Source organism: Aeromicrobium sp. PE09-221 (assembly GCF_002174305.1).
Taxonomy (GTDB): Bacteria; Actinomycetota; Actinomycetes; order Propionibacteriales; family Nocardioidaceae; genus Aeromicrobium.
Map to the genome: position 1 here is coordinate 39,099 of NZ_MIJB01000005.1, position 21,080 is coordinate 60,178.

23 protein-coding genes are annotated in these 21,080 nt (G+C 67.7%); 5 read left to right on the forward strand and 18 right to left on the reverse strand.

The genetic code is table 11. The annotated features are described in order from the left end of the window. Positions 1–5: 5 nt before the first annotated feature. Complete coding sequence (locus BHE97_RS02790; RefSeq protein ID WP_087622502.1) at positions 6–431, reverse strand: PaaI family thioesterase; 426 nt, start codon at positions 429–431, stop codon at positions 6–8. A gap of 77 nt (positions 432–508) precedes the next feature. On the opposite strand from BHE97_RS02790, the gene BHE97_RS02795 reads away from it, so the two are divergent. Both BHE97_RS02795 and BHE97_RS02800 read left to right on the forward strand, forming a co-directional pair. Beyond that, positions 509–826, forward strand: coding sequence for a YbaY family lipoprotein (locus BHE97_RS02795; RefSeq protein WP_087622503.1), 318 nt, complete (start codon positions 509–511; stop codon positions 824–826). A 21-nt stretch (positions 827–847) separates the two neighbouring features. Continuing rightward, the gene (locus BHE97_RS02800) at positions 848–2,788 is read left to right on the forward strand and encodes an ABC transporter ATP-binding protein (protein WP_087622504.1); all 1,941 of its coding nucleotides are present in this window, start codon (positions 848–850) and stop codon (positions 2,786–2,788) included. On the opposite strand, the gene BHE97_RS02805 is transcribed toward BHE97_RS02800, so the two are convergent. Beyond that, positions 2,783–3,280 carry a GNAT family N-acetyltransferase gene (locus BHE97_RS02805; protein WP_087622505.1) on the reverse strand — a complete coding sequence of 166 codons (498 nt, stop codon included), beginning with the start codon at positions 3,278–3,280 and terminating at the stop codon, positions 2,783–2,785. The two genes, BHE97_RS02800 and BHE97_RS02805, sit on opposite strands and share 6 nt — an antisense overlap. After that, positions 3,277–3,765 carry a hypothetical protein gene (locus BHE97_RS02810; RefSeq protein WP_087622506.1) on the reverse strand — a complete coding sequence of 163 codons (489 nt, stop codon included), beginning with the start codon at positions 3,763–3,765 and terminating at the stop codon, positions 3,277–3,279. Before BHE97_RS02810 ends, BHE97_RS02805 begins: the two co-directional genes overlap by 4 nt. A 107-nt stretch (positions 3,766–3,872) precedes the next feature. Between BHE97_RS02810 and BHE97_RS02815 the strand changes: the two genes are divergently transcribed. Next, a complete protein-coding gene (locus BHE97_RS02815) occupies positions 3,873–5,156 on the forward strand; it encodes a hemolysin family protein (protein ID WP_087622507.1) in 1,284 nt (427 codons plus the stop codon). A 95-nt stretch (positions 5,157–5,251) separates the two neighbouring features. Here BHE97_RS02815 and BHE97_RS02820 read toward each other — a convergent pair whose 3' ends face one another. The 3 genes from BHE97_RS02820 to BHE97_RS02830 all read right to left on the reverse strand — a co-directional run bounded on the left by BHE97_RS02820 (position 5,252) and on the right by BHE97_RS02830 (position 7,987). After that, positions 5,252–6,700 (reverse strand): NAD-dependent succinate-semialdehyde dehydrogenase, encoded by a 1,449-nt coding sequence (locus tag BHE97_RS02820; protein ID WP_087622508.1) that lies wholly within the window; start codon positions 6,698–6,700, stop codon positions 5,252–5,254. 82 nt (positions 6,701–6,782) lie between these two features. After that, complete coding sequence (locus BHE97_RS02825; RefSeq protein ID WP_236757499.1) at positions 6,783–7,463, reverse strand: DedA family protein; 681 nt, start codon at positions 7,461–7,463, stop codon at positions 6,783–6,785. Between the two features lie 41 nt (positions 7,464–7,504). Continuing rightward, positions 7,505–7,987, reverse strand: a complete 483-nt coding sequence (locus tag BHE97_RS02830) for a tetratricopeptide repeat protein (RefSeq protein ID WP_170931224.1) — start codon at positions 7,985–7,987, stop codon at positions 7,505–7,507. Positions 7,988–8,115: 128 nt separating this feature from the next. Between BHE97_RS02830 and BHE97_RS02835 the strand changes: the two genes are divergently transcribed. Continuing rightward, positions 8,116–9,618, forward strand: a complete 1,503-nt coding sequence (locus BHE97_RS02835; RefSeq protein WP_170931225.1) for a multicopper oxidase domain-containing protein — start codon at positions 8,116–8,118, stop codon at positions 9,616–9,618. 3 nt (positions 9,619–9,621) lie between these two features. On the opposite strand, the gene BHE97_RS19995 is transcribed toward BHE97_RS02835, so the two are convergent. From BHE97_RS19995 to BHE97_RS02850, 4 genes are all read right to left on the reverse strand, one after another. Next, the gene (locus tag BHE97_RS19995; RefSeq protein WP_170931226.1) at positions 9,622–9,795 is read right to left on the reverse strand and encodes a hypothetical protein; all 174 of its coding nucleotides are present in this window, start codon (positions 9,793–9,795) and stop codon (positions 9,622–9,624) included. A gap of 209 nt (positions 9,796–10,004) precedes the next feature. Beyond that, positions 10,005–10,664: a VOC family protein gene (locus BHE97_RS02840; RefSeq protein WP_087622509.1), complete on the reverse strand. Its 660-nt coding sequence runs from the start codon at positions 10,662–10,664 to the stop codon at positions 10,005–10,007. Between the two features lie 42 nt (positions 10,665–10,706). Next, entirely contained in the window at positions 10,707–11,249 is a 543-nt protein-coding gene (locus BHE97_RS02845) for a GNAT family protein (RefSeq protein ID WP_087622510.1), read from the reverse strand. Between the two features lie 36 nt (positions 11,250–11,285). Further along, positions 11,286–12,023 (reverse strand): GTP pyrophosphokinase family protein, encoded by a 738-nt coding sequence (locus tag BHE97_RS02850; RefSeq protein ID WP_236757500.1) that lies wholly within the window; start codon positions 12,021–12,023, stop codon positions 11,286–11,288. A gap of 185 nt (positions 12,024–12,208) precedes the next feature. Between BHE97_RS02850 and BHE97_RS02855 the strand changes: the two genes are divergently transcribed. Then, positions 12,209–13,024, forward strand: a complete 816-nt coding sequence (locus BHE97_RS02855) for a hypothetical protein (RefSeq protein ID WP_201791279.1) — start codon at positions 12,209–12,211, stop codon at positions 13,022–13,024. On the opposite strand, the gene BHE97_RS02860 is transcribed toward BHE97_RS02855, so the two are convergent. The 8 genes from BHE97_RS02860 to BHE97_RS02895 form a co-directional block, all read right to left on the reverse strand. Next, positions 12,997–14,205, reverse strand: coding sequence for a Dyp-type peroxidase (locus BHE97_RS02860; RefSeq protein WP_236757501.1), 1,209 nt, complete (start codon positions 14,203–14,205; stop codon positions 12,997–12,999). The two genes, BHE97_RS02855 and BHE97_RS02860, sit on opposite strands and share 28 nt — an antisense overlap. Next, on the reverse strand, positions 14,202–14,720 hold the full coding sequence (locus tag BHE97_RS02865; protein WP_087622512.1) for a copper chaperone PCu(A)C: 519 nt from the start codon (positions 14,718–14,720) through the stop codon (positions 14,202–14,204). The genes BHE97_RS02860 and BHE97_RS02865 overlap by 4 nt, the downstream gene beginning before the upstream one ends. A 17-nt stretch (positions 14,721–14,737) precedes the next feature. Further along, positions 14,738–15,799 carry a copper resistance CopC family protein gene (locus tag BHE97_RS02870; RefSeq protein WP_087622513.1) on the reverse strand — a complete coding sequence of 354 codons (1,062 nt, stop codon included), beginning with the start codon at positions 15,797–15,799 and terminating at the stop codon, positions 14,738–14,740. Positions 15,800–15,801: 2 nt separating this feature from the next. Continuing rightward, on the reverse strand, positions 15,802–16,389 hold the full coding sequence (locus BHE97_RS02875) for a DUF1775 domain-containing protein (protein ID WP_087622514.1): 588 nt from the start codon (positions 16,387–16,389) through the stop codon (positions 15,802–15,804). Further along, a complete protein-coding gene (locus BHE97_RS02880) occupies positions 16,386–17,993 on the reverse strand; it encodes a copper resistance protein CopC (protein ID WP_087622515.1) in 1,608 nt (535 codons plus the stop codon). The genes BHE97_RS02875 and BHE97_RS02880 overlap by 4 nt, the downstream gene beginning before the upstream one ends. Beyond that, positions 17,990–18,679: a YcnI family protein gene (locus BHE97_RS02885; protein ID WP_087622516.1), complete on the reverse strand. Its 690-nt coding sequence runs from the start codon at positions 18,677–18,679 to the stop codon at positions 17,990–17,992. Before BHE97_RS02885 ends, BHE97_RS02880 begins: the two co-directional genes overlap by 4 nt. 75 nt (positions 18,680–18,754) lie before the next feature. Continuing rightward, the gene (locus BHE97_RS02890) at positions 18,755–19,264 is read right to left on the reverse strand and encodes a hypothetical protein (RefSeq protein ID WP_140399938.1); all 510 of its coding nucleotides are present in this window, start codon (positions 19,262–19,264) and stop codon (positions 18,755–18,757) included. Between the two features lie 126 nt (positions 19,265–19,390). After that, positions 19,391–21,079: an FAD-binding dehydrogenase gene (locus BHE97_RS02895; protein ID WP_087622518.1), complete on the reverse strand. Its 1,689-nt coding sequence runs from the start codon at positions 21,077–21,079 to the stop codon at positions 19,391–19,393. Position 21,080: the final 1 nt, after the last annotated feature.

The window sequence follows — 21,080 nt, forward strand, 5'->3', positions numbered from 1 at the left end:
GGCGGTCAGGAACCGGGCGAGGTGAAGGCGGCGAGCGCCTCGGACGGGATCTCCTGATCGAGATTGGCCAGGCGCACCTGACCCTGCGCGATCAACCGGCCATCGGCGTCGGTCGAGTCCAGATGCCACAGCTGCTGTGAACGGCCGCGGTGGATGGGCGTCGCCGTCGTGGTGATCGTGTCGCCGACCTTCGCCTGGCGCAGGAAGTCCGTCGAGTTGTTCGTGCCGACGACGACGCCCTTGGTGCCGAGCCACACCTGGCCGGCGATGCTGGCGGTCGACTCGTGGACGGCACAGTAGATGCCCCCGTGCGGGATGCCGAAGGGCTGGAGGTGTCGTTCGGTGATGGTGAACCTCACGACGACCTTGTCGGGTCCGACCTCCAGGTGCTCGACGCCGAGCACCCCGTCCAATCCGGGGATCTCACTCATGAGGGCGACTCTAACCGGCCGGCCCCGTCGACCACGCGGGACGGCGGCTGTCACACCCGGCGACTAATCTCGACACCATGGATGACGTGCTGGAGATCACCGGATCGGTCACGCTCGACGAGGCGGAGGCCTTTCGCCCGGGGGCGATCCTCAGCGTCAAGCTCGTGGACCCCGACGGGGAGGTGCTGGCCGCGACCGCCGCGGCCGTCGACGAGCTCCCCGCCGCCTTCACCCTGCACGTCGATCCCGCCCAGGTGGCACGACCCGATCGGCTGTTCCTGTGGGCGCTGCTCCGTGACGGCGACGCAGGGTGGGGCACGCTCGAGCTCGCTCGCGTCACCGACGACCACCCGACGATCGCGCTGGCCCCGGTTCCCTCCGGCGGCGCGCAGTGACCGCATGATCCGGGTGCTCACATGAGGCCGGGGCCGGGCACCCAGGCCACCCACCTCGATCCGTCGGAGGTCCGTGACGTCGAGGCAGGCCCCGTCCTCGGCCGCATCGCGCGGGTCCTGCGCCCCTACCGCACCCAGATCGGTGCCGTCGCCGCCCTCGTGGTCGTCGCGGCGATCCTCACCTCGATCGTCCCCTTCCTCACCCGCGCGGTCTTCGACGACGCGCTGTTCCCTGCCGACGGATCAGGGCCGCACCTGTCACTGCTCGGCTGGCTGGTCGCCGCCATGTGCGCACTGCCGCTGCTCACCGCACTCCTCGGCATCGCCCAGAACTGGTTGACCTCCACCATCGGCAATTCCGCGATGGCCGACCTGCGCGGAGACCTCTTCGCCCACCTGCAGAAGATGGAACTGGCCTTCTTCACCGCCACCAAGACGGGGGCCATCCAGTCTCGCCTCGCCAACGACGTCGCCGGCGTCCGCACGGTCTTGACCGACACGGCCACATCGATCCTGCAGAACTCGGTCACCGTCACCGCAGCATTCATCTCGATGGTGATCCTGTCGTGGGAGCTGACCGTGCTGACGCTCGTCCTCATGCCGCTCTTCGTCTGGCTGCAGCTCAAGGTCGGACGTCGGCGCCAGCAGCTCGCCCGCAAGACACAGGAGTCGCTCTCGGAGATGACGGCCATCACCGAGGAGGCCCTCAGCGTCTCGGGCATCCTGCTGTCCAAGGTCTTCGACCGCGGAGACGCCGAGGTGGAGCGGTACCGGGAGGCCAACCGTCAGCAGACCCGGCTGCAGGTGCGGCAGGCGATGACGGGCCGGGCCTTCTTCGCCACCGTGCAGACCTTCTTCGCCATCACTCCGGCACTGCTCTACCTCGCGGCGGGTTTCATGATCGCCGGCGGGACAGGGGGTCTCACCGCCGGGACCCTCGTTGCCTTCACCACCGTGCAGGCACGGCTCCAGATGCCGCTGTTATCGCTCATGCGCGTCACCCTCGACGTGCAGACCTCGCTCGCGCTCTTCCGGAGGATCTTCGAGTACCTTGATCTGCGCCCGGCGATCACCGACCGAGACGATGCCCGGACGCTGGAGCGCGTCGAGGGACGTGTCGAGTTCCGCGATGTCTGGTTCCGCTACCCCGAAGCGCGTCGACTGTCCGGCGACCGCGCCGGGGACCGCTTCGGCGACACCGGGGTGCGCATCGAGCACGAGGACGATACCGAGGACCGCTGGGCCCTCGCCGGCGTCTCCTTCACCGTGGAGCCGGGCCAGCTCGCGGCCATCGTCGGCCCATCGGGTTCAGGCAAGACCACGATGACCTATCTGGTGCCCCGCTTCTACGACGTGACCGAGGGCGCCGTCCTCATCGACGGCCAAGACGTCCGCGAGGTCACCCAGGCCTCACTGGGCGGCACGGTCGGCATGGTGACCCAGGAGCCCTACCTGTTCCACGGCACGATCCGCGACAACATCGCCTACGCCCGTCCCGGCGCCAGCGCGGATCAGATCGAGCGGGCGGCCCGCGATGCCAATATCCACGAGCGGATCATGTCCTTCCCGGAGGGCTACGAGACCATCACGGGTGAACGCGGCTATCGCCTCTCCGGTGGCGAGAAGCAACGCCTGGCGATCGCCCGGGTGCTGCTGATGGACCCCAAGATCCTCATCCTCGACGAGGCCACGTCCGCCCTGGACACCGAAACCGAGCGGCTCGTGCAGGAGGCCCTCGACCGTGCCACCCGCCAGCGCACCACCATCGCGATCGCACACCGGCTCTCCACGATCCAGAACGCCGATGTCATCTACGGGTTGCAGGACGGCCGGCTCGTCGAGCGGGGAACCCATGCAGAGCTGCTGGAATCCGAGGGTCTGTACGCTCGGCTGTATCGCGAGCAGTTCACCCATGTGCGACGCAGGGATCCCGACACCCGGCGGGCGGATGTGCCGCTATGAGCGGATCCAGAAACGCTGCTCGCCCTCGTGGTTGAGTCCCTCCTCGGGCGCACCGCCATTGGCGATGATCACCCGGCGGGACCACTCATTGGCCGGGTCAACCGTGAGCAGCGCATCGTCCACCCCGGCCGAACGGGCGATGACGAGCCCCTGAGCGAGCATGCGTGTCGCGTGTCCCCGATGCTGCCAGGGCTGCACGACGTGGTAACCGATATGCCCGCCGCCCTGGTCTTCGGTCAGCCGGTGGCGCACGACGAGGGTGCCGAGATAGTGCTCCCCGGACACGAACCAGAACAGCGTCGACGGGACTCCCCATCGCTGCCGCACGCCGACCCGGTCCGCCACGAAGCCGTCGAAGTCTGTGCTCGCCGCGGTCAGCCACGAGGTATCGGACCCGCGCGCCCGCATGTCGGCCTGCTCCCCGGTCAGGTACGAGATCCGGACGGCCGTGGTGGGCTCGACCAGTCGCGGTGTCTCGGATAGGGCGATCACGTCACGCGCCCGTTCTCGGCGGCGGCGAAGTGCGCAGCGAGCCGGCGGTGCCGATGCTTGAAGAGGGAGGTCACGATCATGCGCGGCACACGGGCCGGCACCGGAAGTCGGGGCTCGATCGTCAGCTCATCGGTGACGTGGGTCTTCGTCTCACCGATCCGGGCGAGGCGGCGACGGTGCTCCCATGTCCGCGCGGCCAGCATCGTCGAGCGCTCATGGAATCCGTGCGGCGGATCGAGTTCGACGATCATCAGGTCGTCGTAGTCGACCGGCACGATCCCTCCGAGGCGGAGCCAGGCCTTGCCCAGCGGCACCCCGACCGGCACGGTCGCCACCGTCGCGTCGCGGTAATCGCGAGGCATGCCCATCGACAGGATCGGAGCGAGCTCGTCGTTGATGCCCGCCGGCGACGTCACCCGCTCCCATACCCGCTCGATGGGGGCGTCCACCGTGACCGCGAGCCGCACGACGACATGTTGATCCATGAGCCGACGCTACCGCGCACGTGGCACTTGCGGGAGAACGACAAGTCGCGTTCGATTAAGACATGAAGCCTCGAAGTCCCCAGCCATCCCTCAGGAGTCGATGAGGGATGGACCTCGGTACCCTCGCCAATGTCGGCCTCGTCGCTCTCTTCATTCTCATCGGTGGTGTCTTCGCCGGCACCGAGATCGCCTTCGTCTCTCTGCGCGAGAGCCAGATCGACCAGCTCGACCGCCGCGGCGGACGGGGTGCCCGCGTAGCCGCCGTGGCGCGCGACCCCAACCGCTTCCTCGCGGCGGTGCAGATCGGCGTCACGGTCGCGGGATTCTTCTCCGCCGCCTACGGCGCCTCGACGATCGCACCGGATGTCGCCCCCTATCTGGAGGATCTCGGGCTCTCCACCGGGGTATCCGGCAGCGTCGCGCTCGTCGCCCTCACACTGCTCATCGCCTATCTCTCGCTGGTCTTCGGCGAGCTGGTCCCCAAACGGTTCGCCCTGCAGAAGTCGACAGGTCTCGCGCTGATCACCGGACCGCCGCTGGATCGCTTCGCGCGGCTCATGCGGCCGGTCATCTGGCTGCTCTCGATCTCCACGAATGCCGTCGTGCGACTGCTCGGCGGCGACCCGCGCGCCACGAACGAGGAGATGACCGAGGAGGAGTTGCGCGAACTGGTCATCACGCACGAAGGACTCCCCGATGACGAGCGCCGCATCCTGCACGATGTCTTCAGCGCCGCCGATCGCTCGGTCGCTGAGGTGATGCAGCCGCGTCCCGATGTCGTCTTCCTGTCGCGCGACTCCACCCTCGAGGAGACAGTTGCCACGATCGCCGAGCGACCGTACTCGCGCTACCCGGTCACCGGCGACAGCTTCGACGATGTCATCGGCTTCGTCCACGTCCGCGACCTCTTCGCCGCCCAGCAGCGCTCGGAGGCCGAGGAGGTGCTGATCGGCGATCTCGTGCGCGAGATCGTGGTCGTCCCTGCCACCAATCCGCTGCTTCCCACCCTGTCGATGATGCGCCAACAGCGCGTGCACATCGCGGTCGTCATCGACGAGTACGGCGGCACCGACGGGATCGTCACGCTGGAGGACCTCGTCGAGGAGCTGGTCGGCGAGATCGAGGACGAGCACGATGACGAGGATGCGGATGGGGATGCGGATGCGGAGGGCGATCGCACCGTGGACGGTGCCCTCAATATCGAGGACTTCGCGGACGAGACCGGGGTGAAGCTGCCCGACAGCGGTGACTATGAGACCGTCGCCGGGTATGTGCTCGTGCAGCTGGGACGTGTCGCCGAGGTGGGTGACACGGTCACGGCCGGCGAACATGTCATCGAGGTCGTCGAGGTCGACGGCCACCGCATCGCCCGCGTCCGTGTCACCCGCTGAGGGCCCAAGCGCTTCCGCTCAGCTTTTGCCGGGTTCTGGCCCCTGGCGGCATGCCAGAAGGGCCACAACCCGGCAAAAGTCGGACCCGGAGGGTCTCAGAGGGCGAGGCCGACGTACTTGGTCTCGAGGTACTCCTCGATGCCCTCGTCGCCGCCCTCACGGCCGAAGCCCGAGGCCTTCATCCCACCGAAGGGCGCGGCGGGATTCGACACGACGCCCTGGTTCACCCCGACCATGCCGGTCTCCAGCCGCTCGGCGACGAGCATCGCGCGCGACAGGTTCTCGGTGAACAGATAGGACACGAGGCCGTACTCGGTGTCATTGGCCATCGCGACGGCCTCGTCGTCGTCGGTGAACGTGAAGATCGGCGCCACCGGTCCGAAGATCTCCTCGGACCAGATCTTGGACTCGCGGGTCAGCTCCGCGAGCACGGTGGGCGGATAGAACCAGCCAGCACCGCCGGGAACCTCGCCACCGGTCAGTACCTGGGCGCCCTTGGCCTTGGCATCCTCGACCAGCTCGGAGACCTTGTCGCGCTGCTTCTCCTCCACGAGTGGCCCGACATCGATCGACTCGCCGGTGCCGTCGCCGACCGATAGCGAGGACATCCGCTCCGCGAGTCGGCGGCCGAACTCGTCGGCCACGGTCTCGTGGACCAGGAAGCGGTTGGCTGCCGTGCAGGCCTCGCCGATATTGCGCATCTTGGCGAGCATCGCGCCGTCGACCGCCTTGTCGAGATCGGCATCCTCGAAGACGAGGAAGGGGGCATTGCCGCCGAGTTCCATCGAGACCCGCAGGACGCCCTCCGCGCTCTGCTCGATGAGCGACCTGCCCACCTCGGTGGACCCGGTGAAGGTCAGCTTGCGCAGCCGCGGGTCGCGGATGATCGGCTCCATGACATCGCCGGTGTGCGAGGTCGTGACGACATTGAGCACGCCACCGGGGAGTCCGGCCTCCTCCAGCACCGAGGCCAACCAGAGCATCGTCAGGGGAGTGAGGCTCGCGGGCTTGACCACCATCGTGCACCCGGCCGCGATCGCCGGGCCGATTTTGCGGGTACCCATCGCGAGCGGGAAGTTCCAGGGCGTGATCATCAGACACGGCCCGACGGGCTGCTTCATCGTGAGTAATCGAGTGGCACCGTTCGGGGCGACCGAATAGCGGCCGGCGATGCGCACGGACTCCTCGGCGAACCACCGGAAGAACTCGGCGCCGTAGGCGATCTCGGCCTTGGACTCCTTCAACGGCTTGCCCATCTCCAGCGTCATCAACAGGGCGAGCTCATCAGTGCGCTCGGTGATGATCTCGAAGGCCTTGCGCAGGATCTCGCCGCGGTCGCGCGGTGGGGTGGCTGCCCAGTCGGCCTGAGCGGCCACGGCGGCGTCCATCGCAGCGCGGCCGTCGGCGACGGAGGCATCGGCGACGTGGGTGAGCACGTCCCCCGTGGCAGGGTTCTCGACCGCGAGCGTCGCGCCCTCCTCGGCATCTCGCCAGGAGCCGCCGATATAGAGCTGGGTGGGAGTCGTGGGCAGCGAAGCAGTCATATTCGCCACTGTAGGACCTCCTCGGGGGATTGCAGCGTGCCCCAGATGTATCAGTTCTACCTCGGCGAGTCCTGACCTCGATTCAGGCGGGGCGGTCGCGGCGGTTGCGGTAGATCTCTCGGACGCGGACGGTCACGAACCAGCACACCACCACGAGCACCGCGAGGATCACGAGGCGCTGGAACCAATCGGCATAGGGTTCGATGCGATGCCACTGCTCGCCGAGCGAGTACCCGGCGATCACGAAGATCGAGTTCCAGATCAGGCTGCCGACGGTCGTCAGGACGAGGAACAGCCAGAAGCGCATCCGCTCCACCCCGGCCGGCAAGGAGATGAGGCTGCGGAAGATCGGCACCATGCGACCGAAGAACACCGCCTTGGTGCCGTGCTTGGCGAACCAGCGCTCGGTCATCTCCAAGTCGCTGAGCTTGAGCAAAGGAGTGTGCACGAAGACCCACGCCGTGCGCTCCCGCCCGAACATCCGCCCCAGCCAGTAGAGCAGACACGCGCCGATCACCGATCCCGCCGTCGTCGCGAACAGCGCTCCCCCCAGGGAGAACGTGCCCATACTGGCGGCGAAGCCCGCCATCGGGAGTACGATCTCGCTCGGGATCGGCGGGAAGAGGTTGTCCAGACCGACCGCGATCGCGGCCCCGAGGAGACCGAGACGATCCATCAGATCGACCATGAAACCGGCGAGACCGTCCACATCCTCCACACCTGGAGTAGTCGAGGAGGCTGCCAGCACAGTGCTCAGATTCACTCGCCGAGCATAGACAGCACGACTGAGAAAGCCGTGAGACATCAGTCCTCGGCGAGCGCGTCGGCGTAGCGCGCGACTGCCGGCCCGTATTCGGGCAAGGTCGGCGCGAGAGCATGCAGAGCCACCTGCAGAGCCTCGCCTTCGTGCCCTTGATCGTGCAGCGCCAGCGCGAGGAACGCCTCTCGCGCCCGGCCGACCACCGGCGACGGCGCGAGATCGGTCAGCACCCCGACCGCCTCGTCAGCCCGACCGAGCACGCGAAGCGAGCTGGCCAGCTGAATCCACGCACGCTGCTCCCGCTCGGCATCGAGGCCGCCCGTGAGCGCCTGACGGTACAGGGGCACGGCATCGAAGGGACGGTCGAGGAAGTCGTGGACGGAGGCGAGCTCGTAGAGGGCGACCGGGTCGCCCTCGGGCCGGCGGGCCACCAGCATCTCCATCATGGTGAGCATGGCCCCCGGGTCGTCCCTCTCGGCCATCGCCCAGAACTCCGTGACCTCGCGCTCCCATCTGTCCGGACCCATGAACACATCGTGGCGCAGCACCCGGTGTCCCGCCACTGAAGGAGACCCTCCGGGTGGGCCCTGAACCACCCCTGAGATGTCCCGTAATCCTCTGTGATCGCGTCCTCATCCCGTCGAAGGTGGGAGTCATGCGTGCCTCCATGAAATTCCTCCTCACCGTCCTCGGCACGGGCATGATCGTGGTCACGGTCTTCACGGCCTGGCTCATCATCGCCTTCGTCCGAGCTCCACTCGACACGGTGGGCGAGGTCGACTTCGACCGTCCCCTGGCCATCCCGCCGCTGGCCGAATCCAGTGTCGAAGGGGGTGTCCGCACCTTCGATCTGCGCCTGCAGAGCGGCACGAGCGATCTCGGGTCCGAGGAGCCGACGAGCACGTGGGGCGTCAACGGCGATCTGCTCGGCCCCACCCTGCGCGCCGAACGAGGCGAGACCGTCGCCATGCGGGTCCGCAACGACCTCCCCGAGATCTCCACACTCCACTGGCACGGCATGCACCTGCCCGCGGAGATGGACGGCGGGCCTCATCAGGTCATCGAGCCCGGAGATCTGTGGTCACCGACATGGACGATCGACCAGCCGGCAGCGACGCTCTGGTATCACCCTCACCTGCACGGGGCGACAGCCGATCACGTCTACCGAGGACTCGCCGGCATGTTCATCGTCGATGATCCGGTGGAGGCCGAGCTCGATCTCCCGCGCGACTACGGCGTCGACGATCTTCCGCTCATCGTGCAGGACAAGAACCTCGACGAGGACGGCCGCCTCGACATGGGCGAGTCCTTCTTCGGGTCCGCCGGCATCATCGGTGAGACGGTATTCGTCAACGGCACGCGCGGGGCTTACGCCGATGTGACCACGGAGGCGGTACGTCTGCGGCTGCTCAATGGCTCGAATGCCCGGCCGTTCTCGTTCACCTTCGCCGATGGACGGGACTTCGACCTCATCGGCACGGATGGCGGACTGCTGGAGGCACCGGCCGCGATGGACGCGCTCCAGCTCTCACCGGGGGAACGTGCCGAGATCATCGTGCGTTTCGAGCCGGGCGAGCGCATCGTGCTGCGCAGCGAGCCCAGCGACACCGGCAATACCTTCGCCGGAGGCCAGGACCGCCTCGACATCATGGAGTTCCGTGCCGCCGACCGGCTCGACCCCTCGCCGGCTGTCCCCGACCAGCTCGTGGAGGTACCGCGTCTCGACCCGGAGGACGCCTCCGAGGAACGGTCCTTCCGCCTCGCCGGCTCCACCATCAACGGTCGCGAGATGGACATGCAGCGGGTGGACGAGGTCGTGGAGGCAGGGGCGGCCGAGATCTGGACCGTGACCAATGACGACGGCGGATCGCACAATTTCCATGTACACGATGTGCAGTTCCAGGTGCTCGATATCGACGGCCGCGAGCCCCCGCCCCACCTGCGCGGGTGGAAGGACACGGTGTGGCTGCGCCCGAGCGAGCCGGTCCGGCTGATCATGCGCTTCGGTCACCACACGAGCACCGAGTGGCCTTACATGTTCCACTGTCACACCCTGCGTCACGAGGACGACGGCATGATGGGACAGTTCATGGTGGTCGAGCCCGGTCAGTCACCGACCGGCATCCCCCATGCCGGGGAGCACGCGCACGACCATTGAGACTCAGACGAGGGTGGCGATCTCCTCCAGATCGGCAAAATCGCACCAGCGGCACTCGACACCCAGGTGGTCGGCACTGAGGGTGTCGAACAGGGCGCCGCCCCGCTCGCACCAGGGACAGCGCGCGGCCTCGCCCGCCGTCTCGAGAACCTCGATCGTCAGCATCGCGTTCGTCATGATGACCTCCTGCTCTCAGGGTAGGAGCGTCCACTGACAGAACCACGAGCATCGGCCACGTGTCGAGTTTCCGATGAGAACGCCGCGCCGATACCGCGGCTCGAGCGGTGACGTACGCACGTCTCAACGCCCTGGAAAGGTGCGCAGCCCACCGCCCTGGCGGGTGAGGGGTGCGTACGTCACCGCCAGGGGCGCGGGTCGTCACGTCTTCAGTCGGCGGCGGGAGGATCCAGCTCGGTGCAGATGCAGGCCTCATTGCCGTCGGCATCCGCAAGCACCCACCAGCTCGGGGCGAAACGGTCGGTTGCCAGCGTGCCACCGGCCTCGACCACCTCGGCGACGCGCTGCTCGGCGACATCGACGGGCACCAGCACGTCCAGGTGGATCCGGTTGCGCTGCGTCCGCGCCTCATCGGTCGACTGGAACCACACCGCCGGAGCGATGCCATCGGGATCGACGAGATCACCGTCGGAATCCTCATAGGCCAGCGCCGCTCTCCAGAACGGCCGGATCGCCTCGGCGTCGAGCGTGTCGATGGCGATGGTCAGCCGCCGTGGTGACGTCGGCTCCCCCTCGATCCCTAGGTCGTCGGCGATAGCGGAGATCTCCGCCGCCAGCGCGATGTCTCGCTCGGTGAGCGCACCCACGTCATGGGACATGAGCGCGACGTGCACCCGCGCGTAGCGCAGGTCGACATCGGGATGATGCTGTGCGCGCTCGGCCGCCGCCGCGACCTGGGTGATGAAGCCCAGCCCGGTCATGAAGTCACCGGTGGTGAAACCGGCCCGCAGCACACCCTCCACGACACGCCAGTGCCGCGAGTCGACACGGTCCATCACCTCGGCCAGGGACAACGAGGAAGCACTCATGGATCGAGGGTCACACGGATTGCCGTGTGCTGCCCGGTACCGTCAGAGAGGGAGGATCCGCTGATAGAGGACGTGATCCTGCCATCGTCCCGCGATCCGCAGGTATTCCGGCGCCAGCCCGAAGCGCACGAACCCATTGCGCTCCAGCACCCGCTGTGAGCGGATGTTCTCCCGGAGCGTGCCCGCCTGCAACCGGTGGAGACCGAGGGAATCGCGGGCGAAGCGGACGACCTGACGCACCGCCGCGGTCATCAACCCGCGACTCTGGAAGCGCGCATCCATCCAGTAGCCGATGTGCCCGTTCTGGAACGCCCCCCGCACGATGTCGTTGACGCTGACCGTCCCCACGACGTGGTCATCCTGGGAGAGCACCAGCGGCACCTGCGTGCCCTGCGCCATGCCCGCAAGCATGCGCTCGATCCGATCGAGCTGTCCATCGGAGGTGTAGTACTCCGGTGAGCGCTGCGGCTCCCACGGCGCCAGATGATCGCGATTGCGCAGCAGCGCCGCGGCGAGCGACGAGACGTCGTCCGGCTCGAGGACGCGCAAGACGACACCGTCCTGGAGAGCGACCGGGAACGTCATGGGCCGAGTGTAGATCCGCCCGAGACCGACGACACCCTAGTCGTGACGCTGATGTCGCACGACACCATCGCGGCCGCCGAGACGCGAGACCTCGTCGTGCAGACGCGCCATCGTACGGTCCAGGTGGTCCGCCACGACCGCGGCCTGATGCAGTTCATCGCGCAGTCGCTCAGGTATCTCGCCCTGGTACTTGTAGTAGATCTTGTGCTCCAGGCTCGCCCAGAAGTCCATCGCGATCGTGCGGATCTGCACCTCCACGTAGACCTGCTCGGTGCGATCGGAGAGGTAGACCGGGGTCTGCACGATCAGATGCAGGCTCTGGTAACCGTTGTCCTTCGGCTCGACGATGTAATCCTTGACCTCGACCACGGTCACATCGGGCTGACTCGTCAACATGTCGGCGATCCAGTAGGCATCGGCCACGAAGGCGCAGGTGATCCGCACCCCGGCGATATCGCGGATGTGCTCCCCCACCTGCTCCAGATCGCGCGGGCTGCCCGTGCGCTCGATCTTGTCGAGCAGGCTGTCCATCGACTTCAGCCGCGTGCGCACGTGCTCGATCGGGCTGTACTCGTGAGTGTGCTCGAACTCCTCGCGCAAGATGTTGATCTTGGTCTCGAGCTGGTCGATCGCGAACTGGTACTTGAGCTGGAAGGCCACCAGCCGGTTCTGCAGCTCCTTGAGGGCCAGTCGCGAGTCACCGGCGACGCGATCGGGAATCGCGCGAAGATCCGGCAACGTCTCGGAGAGACGCTCGAACTCTGATTCGCTCACGGTGTCCTTCTGGAGTCGTCCGACGACGCGACGGTGTCATCCCGAGCCTAACGAGCACGGGCAACGTCCGCTCGTACTGCTGAACGCGTCCAGAATGCCTATCGTCGTCATATGAGCGAGCGAACGATCGGCGCCCACGAATGCCGCCATCGGCGTACCCTTCTTTTCCTTCAGGCGGTGGCGGCATGAGCGAGCACTCCCCGAGCCCTTCTTCCGTCGCCGATCCCGGCATGTCCCGTCCGCTGCTCGCCGTGGTGCTGGTGGCCTCGATCCTGCAGGCGGCGGCTCCCGTCATCCCCTACACGGGTGGCGGAGCGCAGCCGAACGAGTCGACGACCGACCTGCTGATCACCCCGGCGGGATACACCTTCTCACTGTGGGGGCTGATCTACGCGCTGTCGATCGTGACCGCCGCCGCCATGCTGTGGAAGGGGTCGACGGGCACGCGACAGCCGATGCGGTTGAGCATCGATCTATCGGTGGCCTTCGTGGGCGCGGCCGTGTGGATCGGGGTCTCGGCGGCCGAGTGGCCATGGGTCACGTCGGTCGTGTTGACGATCATGGCGGTGGCGCTGCTCGACGCGGCGCGGATCGCGGCGGCCGGGTCCGGCGCACCCCGCTGGCTCGTCGTGCTCGTCCGCTCGACGGTCGGCATATACGCCGCGTGGGCCACCGCAGCGGTATTCCAGAACTGGGCCTCGGATATCGGTGCGAGCTTCGGCGATCCGGCCGAGCCGTGGTGGCAGCTGGCGGTGCTCATCGCCTCCGTACTGATCGGGACGGCCGTGACCGCGCTCTACGGCGCGCAGTTGCCCCTCTATCCGGTCACGCTGGTGTGGGCCTTCGTGGGCATCATCGTCCACGCCTGGGGTGAGACCGCCGCCGTCGTCGGCACCTGCATCGCCGGGATCGTCGTCGTCCTGATCGCCCTCGGCTGGTCTTTCGCGCATCATCGCCACCATGCGGGCCCGGGTCACTCCAAGAGCGTCTCGCCGATATAGCCGTCCGGTCCGCACCCGGGAGGTATCGCGAAGACACTCGAGCCGATGGGCACCGTCCACTTGTTCAGCAGATCGAGTTCATCGAGACGTCGCTGCACTGGTACGAACTGGCGATCGACATCGGCTTGGAAGGAGCCGAAGATCAGTCCCGAATCCGAGACCTCCTCCCCCGAAGGCGCGAGATCGTAGTTGTACGCACGTCGCAGGATCTGTTCATCGGGATCCTCCGAATGCGCCCGCCGGATATGCGAGAACTCGGCGATCACCGGGAACCCCAGCGAGTTCGTCGCCTCGAAGTCCGGCTCGTCATGCTCCTGCGTCCCCGTCAGCGGAGCACCATTCGAGAGCCGCCGACCCACCGACTGCTCGCGCCCATCGCGATCAAGACGGTCCCACTCATCCAGGTCCATATGGATGCGACGCATCACGAAACTCGTTCCGCCGGCGAGCCACCCCTCCTGAATCCACACCAGGCGGTCGAACTCCTCCGCGGCGAGATTCGCCGTACCATCGACCTGGCCGAAGAGATTGCGCATCGTCGTGCCGGGGCGCTCCGACCCGCGCGCCCGGCGGAAGCCGGTTTGCGACCACCGCACCGTCGCAAAGCTGCGACTGTCCTTCAGCACCATGCGCACCGCGTGCGCCACGGTGAGCGGGTCCTCGGCAGCCACCTGGATCAGCAGATCGCCATCGCTCCACCGTTCCTCCAGCCGATCGATGCCGAAGGCGGGCAGGGGGCGCAGCCAGGACGGGCGCGCGGCCGTCCCGGCAGCACGCTCCACGAATCGTGGACCGAAGCCGAAAGTGACCGAGAGCCGCGCCGGCACGGTCGCCAGCTCCGGTTCGGAATCCGCGAGAGCGGCCCGGCCATCGGTCAGGCGCCGGGCGTCATCGGTCAGGATCTGCATCAACCGTCGCAAGGCCTCACCATCGACCCCATCGCGAAGATCGAGACCGAGGAAGGTCGCGTGCGCGGGCGGCGCCGTCGTCACCCCCGCCTGATGCGTGCCGTGGAAAGACACGGTCTCATCTCCGTGCAACGGCGGGGCGGGGCTGGAACTCGAGCGCCAGACCGCGTCCACGCCGACCGCCGCCACTGCGCCGACACCGGCGGCCGCTCCTCCCATGAGGAGACGACGCCGGCTCAGCTGCGGGCGACGCTCATCGTCGCCGGTGGTCACGACATGTCACCCATGTCGTGATCCGTCTCTCCCTCCTCATAGTTCTCATTCGCTCCGGCGTAGTCCTTCGCCGGGGCCTCGACGTCGAGCGTGGAACCATCGGAGAGCTCGAGGGTGAAGGTGACCTCGTCCCCCGCGGCTATCGGGCCGGTCAGATCCATCAACATGATGTGGTTGCCCCCGGGCTCGAGGGTCATGCTCTCGCCAGCAGGAATGACGAAGCCACCCTCGATCTCCCGCATCGTCATCTCGCCGCTGCCATCGTCGACCGTCTCGTGGAGTTCGATCATGGGCGAAGCGGGGCTGGTGACGGCGACGACCGTCACATCATCGTCGCCGTCATTGGCCAGTTCACCGAAGGCCGCGGTCATGCCGTCATCGGCGGACTTGACCCAGGGGTCGGACATCGACAGGGAGGAGCTGGCCTCGCTGTCGGCAGCCTCCTCACCGCCGCAACCGGCAAGGAGGAGCGTGGTCGCGGCCGCGATGGCCGCGATGGTGGTGGTCGTACGCATGATGGTGCCTTTCAGATCTATGGTCGGCGGCGACCACTGATCGCGAACCAGACCGCCAGTGCCACAGCGGCACCAGCGATCGCGATCACGATGGCGCGGCCGGGAAGGCCGCCCGGGTCGCCGGAGTCAGCATCGTCTGCTGACGCCGCCGCCGTTCCTTCTGCCTCGGGCACCGGATCGCCGGGCGCTCCGATCGCGAACGGGATGCGTCCACTGATCGGGTGCCCGTCGGCCGAGACCACACGCCAGCGGATCTCATAGGACCCGTCCGGCAGGTCCGGGGCGAGATCCGCGCGCACGAATCGACCGTCCAGGGCGACCTCGCCGGCCACACGATTCTCCCCGTCGCTGTCGATCACGAGCATCGTGGACCCGATCTCGATAAGTTCCTCATTGAACTCGAGTTCGACCTGCGCAGGAGCGGTGTCGAGCACCTCGTCCTCGGCAGGGGTCGAGCCGATGAGTTGGGCGTGAGCCACGGCGGGGCCAACCGTCCAGGTGAGCATCAGCGTCATGGCGAGGGCCACGACGCCGGTGATGCGGATGGTGCGGGGCATGGGTGTCCTTTCGAAGGAAGGGCGGGGTGTCAGCGGGCCCGAGAAGGGTGGACCGCGTACCGAGAGCGTGGACCGGTGGGGCCCCTGGGATACGTCATCCTCCGGACTCGCCGGGCTGAGCCGGGACATAGGTGCGACCGCGAGAGCCTCCCCCGGCCGGGGATACCACCAGGACCACAGCAGCGCCGCGATCCGACGCGCCGCACCCTCGCCATGAGCGATGATGATCGTCGTGCATGCCCAAGCTGTCGTATGCGACAGGACCATGGCGATCGTGAACTCGTGATGGTGCGCGCCTGCCGCGAAGAGGCCATGGAAACCGAGTTGACTCAGTGCGACGGCACACCCGAGTCGGGTGACGGAGGTGCCGGCGAGCGCGAGGGCCGCGGCCATGCTGAGCCCACCAGCGACGAGTACATCTGCTGTTGGCGGGACCGCACCACCACCGAGGAGGTGCGCCATCAGCGCGGTCACCGTCGCGAGCCCGGCCGCGGCCCCCGATCGCAGGCACTGTCTCAACATGGTCAGGCTCGCCGCAGCCGGTCGGATCCGATGCGCAGGGCCGTCGCCCCGATGACCGCGGAAAGCAGGACGGCCACCGCGACCGCGGTGGATCCGGCTCCCGATGGTCCGGTATCGGCGCCGACGATCTCGTCGAGGGTCGCCGCCGTACCGACCACCCGCGGGGCCGGCTCCTCGGCATCATCGGCGGGATCGTCCCAGGTATAGGTGCCGCCGCCCTCACAGAACTGGTCGGTCGGGAAGAGCAGTGTCTCACCCACTCGCCCGGTCAGCCGCATCACGGCCGTGAAGGTCCCTGGATCGCCATCGGCGATCGCCGGACCCGTCCAGCGGATGGACGACTCGGTCACCTCGCCGATCCATCCGTCCGGCTGCGTGAGATCGCCGACCACGTCGGTGCCCTCGGGAGTGCTGACGACGATCTCATCGGTTGGCGCACCGTCACAGCCGTGATCGAAGGAGAAGGTGACGCGCACTGCACCGTCCTCGACCGGTTCGACGGCGTCGATGAGCACGTGGGCCGATGCCGGCGCGCCGAGCAGGACGAGGAGCGCCATCACCGCGAATGCCGTGACCCAGCGCAGCTTCATGGGATCTCCACCTCCCCGCTCACGACGGGGGCCTCGAACTCGCTGATGCGGACGGAGAGCCGCAGTGTCCAGGTTCCCGGCAGAGCGAAATCGGCCGTTGCCTCATAGTGCCCGTCCTCGCCGGCCGCGAGTGGTCGGGTGAACGGCCCGAGACCGGCTTCGTCGAGGGCGATGGTCAATTCGGGGTCCTCGACCGGGGCGACGGGGCGACCATCCGCATCGGTCAGATCCACCTCGATGGAGTTCACGCCACGATCACCGGGTGTCACCCGCACATCGGCCGTGATGTCCCCCAGATCGAGGGTGAGCTGAGTGGGTGCGGCCGGTGGGGTCGTCTCCTGTTCGCGCGGTGTGGTGGAGACGAGCACCCCGGTGACCATGACGACCAGTGCGAGGATCGATGCCTCGATCGCCACGGTCCGGCGCAGGGTCGTCCGGGCATCGGCAGAACGCTCCACGAGCGGCACGAGACGCCTCCGGTTCCAGGCCGCCACCGCAAGGACCAAGAGGGTCAGCGCCGACTTGATGGTGACGAGCTGGCCGTAGGTCGTCGTCCACAAGCCCTCGAGGGATCCCGAGGTGCGCCAGTACAGGGCGACGGCCGCGACGAGCAGCAGCGCCACCGACCAGGCCGCCAGGACCGAGAAGCGAGAGATGACGACCGCCGCATCGCGGGATCGAGGACGCTGCGCCAGCAGGACCAGCAGTCCGACCAGACCACCGAGCCAGACGGCCGCCGCGGCCACGTGCACCAGGTCCGCGCCCAGAACCATCCAGGAAGGTCCGAAACTGCGGGTGTGGCCGACGACGACGAGTGAGCCGAGTGCCAGCCCCGCGCCCACGCCGGAGAGCGCCGGGTCGGGGCGCCTGGCTCCCACTAGACCGACGATCACGGCGAAGGCCAAGATTCCCGTCGCCGCGGCTGCGGGGCTGGTCAATGTGAACGCTCGGGGCAATGCGCCAAGACTTTCGCCGGACTCCCACAATGTGGTCAGTGGGATGAGCAATAGAGCTCCGAATACGCCCATCGCGGCCGCGATATCGGTGGCTCGCAGTAGACGGTCACGAGCCTGACCGTCGCGCCGGGTGACCGGGGTGGCGGCGATCGTCAGGAAGACGATGAGCCCAGCGAACGTGAGCACGCCCGCGTATCGGATCGCCTCGGCGACGATCTTGGCGACCTCGACCTCGCGCTCGGCCTGCACGGTCGGCACACTCACGACGGTCTCGCTCGGCTCGCCGACCGAGAAGGTGATGCCACCGGTGACCGGATGTGTGTCCGTGGAGATCACTCGCCAGCTGAGCACATAGGTGCCGTCGGCGAGTTCACCGGTCGGTGTCACCGTCACCTCGGCATCGCGAACGCTGAACTCCGCAGCGACCTGCCGTCCCTCCGCATCGAGCAGCTGGTTGCCGGCCGAGGCCAGCGACACCGGCTCGTTGAAGGTGACCGTGACCGTCTCGGGGGAAGTCGGCACCACCTGCCCGTCAGCAGGGTCGGTGCCGATCAGATTGGCGTGGGCTTGCGCCGGACTGGGGATCGATACGAAGAGCACCACGACCAGCCCGGCGAGCAGAACTCGCCGGGCCAGCGCGAGGGTCACGAGGATCGCCGGGTGCGAGCGAGAGCTGTGCCGCCAGCGGCGAGTCCGAGTGCTCCGAGCGCGATGCCGATCCAGCCGACGGCGTTCGATCCTCCAGCATCGGCGTCATCGGCTGAAGCCGAAGCCTCTCCGTCGCTATGACCGTGGCCGTCGCCCTCCGACGCGGTCAGTGTCACGTACGGAGCGGGAGTATCAGGCTCAGGCTCGCCCTCCTCGTACGTCTGGATCCAGGCCGTCTCGCCGTCCTCACAGGTCTGGATCGTTGGGAAGACGAGCTTGTCGTCCTCGTCGCCGGTGAGCTGCAGCGAGAGCTCGAAGGTCTCGCGCAGACCATCTGCGAGCGGGGCGTCGGCGGTGTAGACGATCTGGTCGACCCGCTCGGTGTACTCACCGCCATGGCCGTCGTCGACAGGCTCATCGAGGGTCTCCATGACCTTCTCGACCTGCCAGGTCGGGTTGATCGTCGGCGTGACATTGATGCTCTCGTCGGGGATGTCGATGGCTATCTGAGTAGTCGGCGACTCTCCGCACCCGTGCCCGAAGGCGAAGGTGAGCACGGAATACGCACCTGCAGCGGTCGTCGACGGGGAGACGGTGACGTGCGCGGAGGCACTGCTGGCCCCGAAGGCGACGAGAGCCGCGGTGGTGCCGCCCACGAGGGCAGCGCGATAGAGATGACGATGCATGTTCAAGATGTCCTTGCGTGACTGAGGCCCGCCCAGGGGCGGGAGGGATCGGCCGAAGCCGCTGATGTGGGTGACTCAGTCGACGTAGGGGGGACCGCGCGGCGCCACGACTGCGAGGCGCGGGCCGAGCGGAAGCACGAGTCCGGTGGTGTCGAAGCGGGTGACCCGGATCTCCGGGCGAGGCGCGACGGCCGTGAGCGCCGCGATGCTGCGCGTGGCCCACTGCCACAAACGCCACCACAACCGGTCGGCGTAGGCGAGGAATGCCGCGCTCCCTAGCGTGGCGATCAGGTGGGCGAGGACCATCGTGAGAGAGAGGTGCGCGTGCCCTGTGAGGTAGGAGCTCAGTCCGTGCACACCGACCTGCGCCACCCCCACTCCGAGGGTCAGTATCCCGAAGGACCAGCGCCGTCCCGACATCGCGAAGGCGACGGCTCCCACGAGCCCCGCAGCCGGAGCCAGAGCCACCACCGAGGGGACGACTCCGTGACCGATCATGTGGGCGACCATCGCCACAGCGGTGACCGCCGCGCCAACCCCCATAGCACGCGCCAGCCGCGCAACGAAGGAGGTCGGGTCGATCACGTCCTCATCGTACGTTTCGCCTCTCGCGAGCCGGTCCACCGGGTGATCGGACCTCACTATGGTCGATGCTGGTCGTCTCCTCGCGGGGGCACGAGGCCGACCGTGTACCGCGCCGATTGGTAGCGGTCAGGCGCGCGCGACCGCTCGTCCCGCCGCCCGGCCCGAGAAGATGCAGCCACCGAGGAAGGTTCCCTCCAGGGCGTTGTAGCCGTGCACGCCGCCACCGCCGAAGCCGGCGATCTCGCCGGCCGCGTAGAGGCCGGGTATCGGTTCGCCGTCGGGACCGATGACCTGGGAGCTCAGGTCCGTCTGGAGCCCGCCGAGGGTCTTGCGGGTGAGGATGTTGAGGCGCACCGCGATGAGAGGACCGTGTTCGGGGTCGGCGAAGCGGTGGGGCTTGGCCACGCGCACGAGCTTGTCCGTCCGCGAACGGCGGGCATTGGCGATCGCCATGAGCTGCAGATCCTTGCCGAAGTCGTTGGCGAGCTCGGCATCGCGGGCGAGTACCTGGCGCTCGACGAGGTCGGGATCGAGCATCGGGCCGCGCGGCTCGTCGTCGGCGGCGACGATGCCGTTCATCTTCTGGACCAGCTCGCGGACGGTGTCGGCGACGACGAAGTCGATGCCGTGCTGTTTGAAGGCCTCGACGGGTCCCGGCGCGCCCTTGGCGAGACGGCTCTTGAGGAGGAACCGCAGATCCTTGCCGGTGATATCGGGGTTCTGCTCGGAGCCCGACAGGGCGAACTCCTTCTCGATCACCGACTGCGTGAGCACGAACCAGGAGTAGTCGTACCCGCTGGAGAGGATCTCGCGCAGTGTCCCGAGGCTGTCGAAGCCCGGGAAGTTCGGCGCAGGGAGACGGCGACCGGTCGCATCGAGCCACAGCGAGCTGGGGCCGGGGATGATCCGGATGGCGTGATCGGCCCACACGGGATTCCAGTTGTGGACGCCCTCGGTGTAGTGCCACATGCGGTCGCGGTTGACGATGCGTCCTCCGGCTTCCGCGGTGATCGAGAGCATGCGGCCGTCGACGTGGGCGGGGACACCGGAGATCATGTGCCGGGGCGCGGGCCCGAGGCGGTCCGTGGGCCAGTTGTCGCGGATGAGGTCGTGGTTGTGGCCGATGCCGCCGGAGGTGACGATCACCGCCGGAGCACGCAGCTCGAAGTCGTCCACCTCGTCCCGGTTGGAGGCCACACCACGCTCGGCGTCATCGGGCGCGAGCACCGCGCCCCGGACTCCGACGACCGCACCGTCCTCGACGATCAGCTCGTCGACCCGATGCCGGAAGCCGAACTCCACCATGCCGGTGCCCTCGGCGGCCTGGACCGGCTCGGCGAAGACCCGTACCACTTCCGGTCCGGTCCCCCACGTCAGATGGAAGCGCGGGACGGAGTTGCCGTGGCCGAGGGCATCGCCGCGGCCACGCTCGGCCCAGCCGACGATGGGCAGGACCTTCAAGCCCAGCTCACGCAGGTAGTCGCGCTTCTCATAGGTCGCGAAGCGGACATAGGCCTCGGCCCATCGCCGTGCCCAGACATCCTCGTCGTCGAGCCGGTCGAATCCGGCCGAGCCCTGCCAGTCCTGCCAGGCGAGGTCGAAGGAGTCCTTGATGCCCATCCGGCGCTGTTCGGGCGAATCGACGAAGAACAGGCCGCCGAGGGACCACCAGGCCTGGCCGCCGAGGTTGGCGCGGTTCTCCTGGTCGAGCACGAGTACGCGTTTACCGGCGCGGGCCAGCTCGTAGGTGGCGACGAGACCGGCGAGTCCGGCGCCGACGACGATGGCGTGCGGCTGACGTGGGGGTTGCTGCATG

Excerpts from the sequence above, each read along its gene's own strand:
- BHE97_RS02855 (WP_201791279.1), top strand. The coding sequence starts at position 12,209 with ATGAGCGAGCACTCCCCGAGCCCTTCTTCCGTCGCCGATCCCGGCATG.
- BHE97_RS02800 (WP_087622504.1), top strand. The coding sequence starts at position 848 with ATGAGGCCGGGGCCGGGCACCCAGGCCACCCACCTCGATCCGTCGGAG.
- BHE97_RS02835 (WP_170931225.1), top strand. The coding sequence starts at position 8,116 with ATGCGTGCCTCCATGAAATTCCTCCTCACCGTCCTCGGCACGGGCATG.
- BHE97_RS02875 (WP_087622514.1), bottom strand. The coding sequence starts at position 16,389 with ATGAAGCTGCGCTGGGTCACGGCATTCGCGGTGATGGCGCTCCTCGTC.
- BHE97_RS02840 (WP_087622509.1), bottom strand. The coding sequence starts at position 10,664 with ATGAGTGCTTCCTCGTTGTCCCTGGCCGAGGTGATGGACCGTGTCGAC.
- BHE97_RS02895 (WP_087622518.1), bottom strand. The coding sequence starts at position 21,079 with ATGCAGCAACCCCCACGTCAGCCGCACGCCATCGTCGTCGGCGCCGGA.
- BHE97_RS02830 (WP_170931224.1), bottom strand. The coding sequence starts at position 7,987 with ATGGGTCCGGACAGATGGGAGCGCGAGGTCACGGAGTTCTGGGCGATG.
- BHE97_RS02870 (WP_087622513.1), bottom strand. The coding sequence starts at position 15,799 with ATGTTGAGACAGTGCCTGCGATCGGGGGCCGCGGCCGGGCTCGCGACG.
- BHE97_RS02820 (WP_087622508.1), bottom strand. The coding sequence starts at position 6,700 with ATGACTGCTTCGCTGCCCACGACTCCCACCCAGCTCTATATCGGCGGC.
- BHE97_RS02865 (WP_087622512.1), bottom strand. The coding sequence starts at position 14,720 with ATGCGTACGACCACCACCATCGCGGCCATCGCGGCCGCGACCACGCTC.
- BHE97_RS02885 (WP_087622516.1), bottom strand. The coding sequence starts at position 18,679 with ATGCATCGTCATCTCTATCGCGCTGCCCTCGTGGGCGGCACCACCGCG.
- BHE97_RS19995 (WP_170931226.1), bottom strand. The coding sequence starts at position 9,795 with ATGACGAACGCGATGCTGACGATCGAGGTTCTCGAGACGGCGGGCGAG.
- BHE97_RS02815 (WP_087622507.1), top strand. The coding sequence starts at position 3,873 with ATGGACCTCGGTACCCTCGCCAATGTCGGCCTCGTCGCTCTCTTCATT.
- BHE97_RS02790 (WP_087622502.1), bottom strand. The coding sequence starts at position 431 with ATGAGTGAGATCCCCGGATTGGACGGGGTGCTCGGCGTCGAGCACCTG.
- BHE97_RS02810 (WP_087622506.1), bottom strand. The coding sequence starts at position 3,765 with ATGGATCAACATGTCGTCGTGCGGCTCGCGGTCACGGTGGACGCCCCC.
- BHE97_RS02845 (WP_087622510.1), bottom strand. The coding sequence starts at position 11,249 with ATGACGTTCCCGGTCGCTCTCCAGGACGGTGTCGTCTTGCGCGTCCTC.
- BHE97_RS02795 (WP_087622503.1), top strand. The coding sequence starts at position 509 with ATGGATGACGTGCTGGAGATCACCGGATCGGTCACGCTCGACGAGGCG.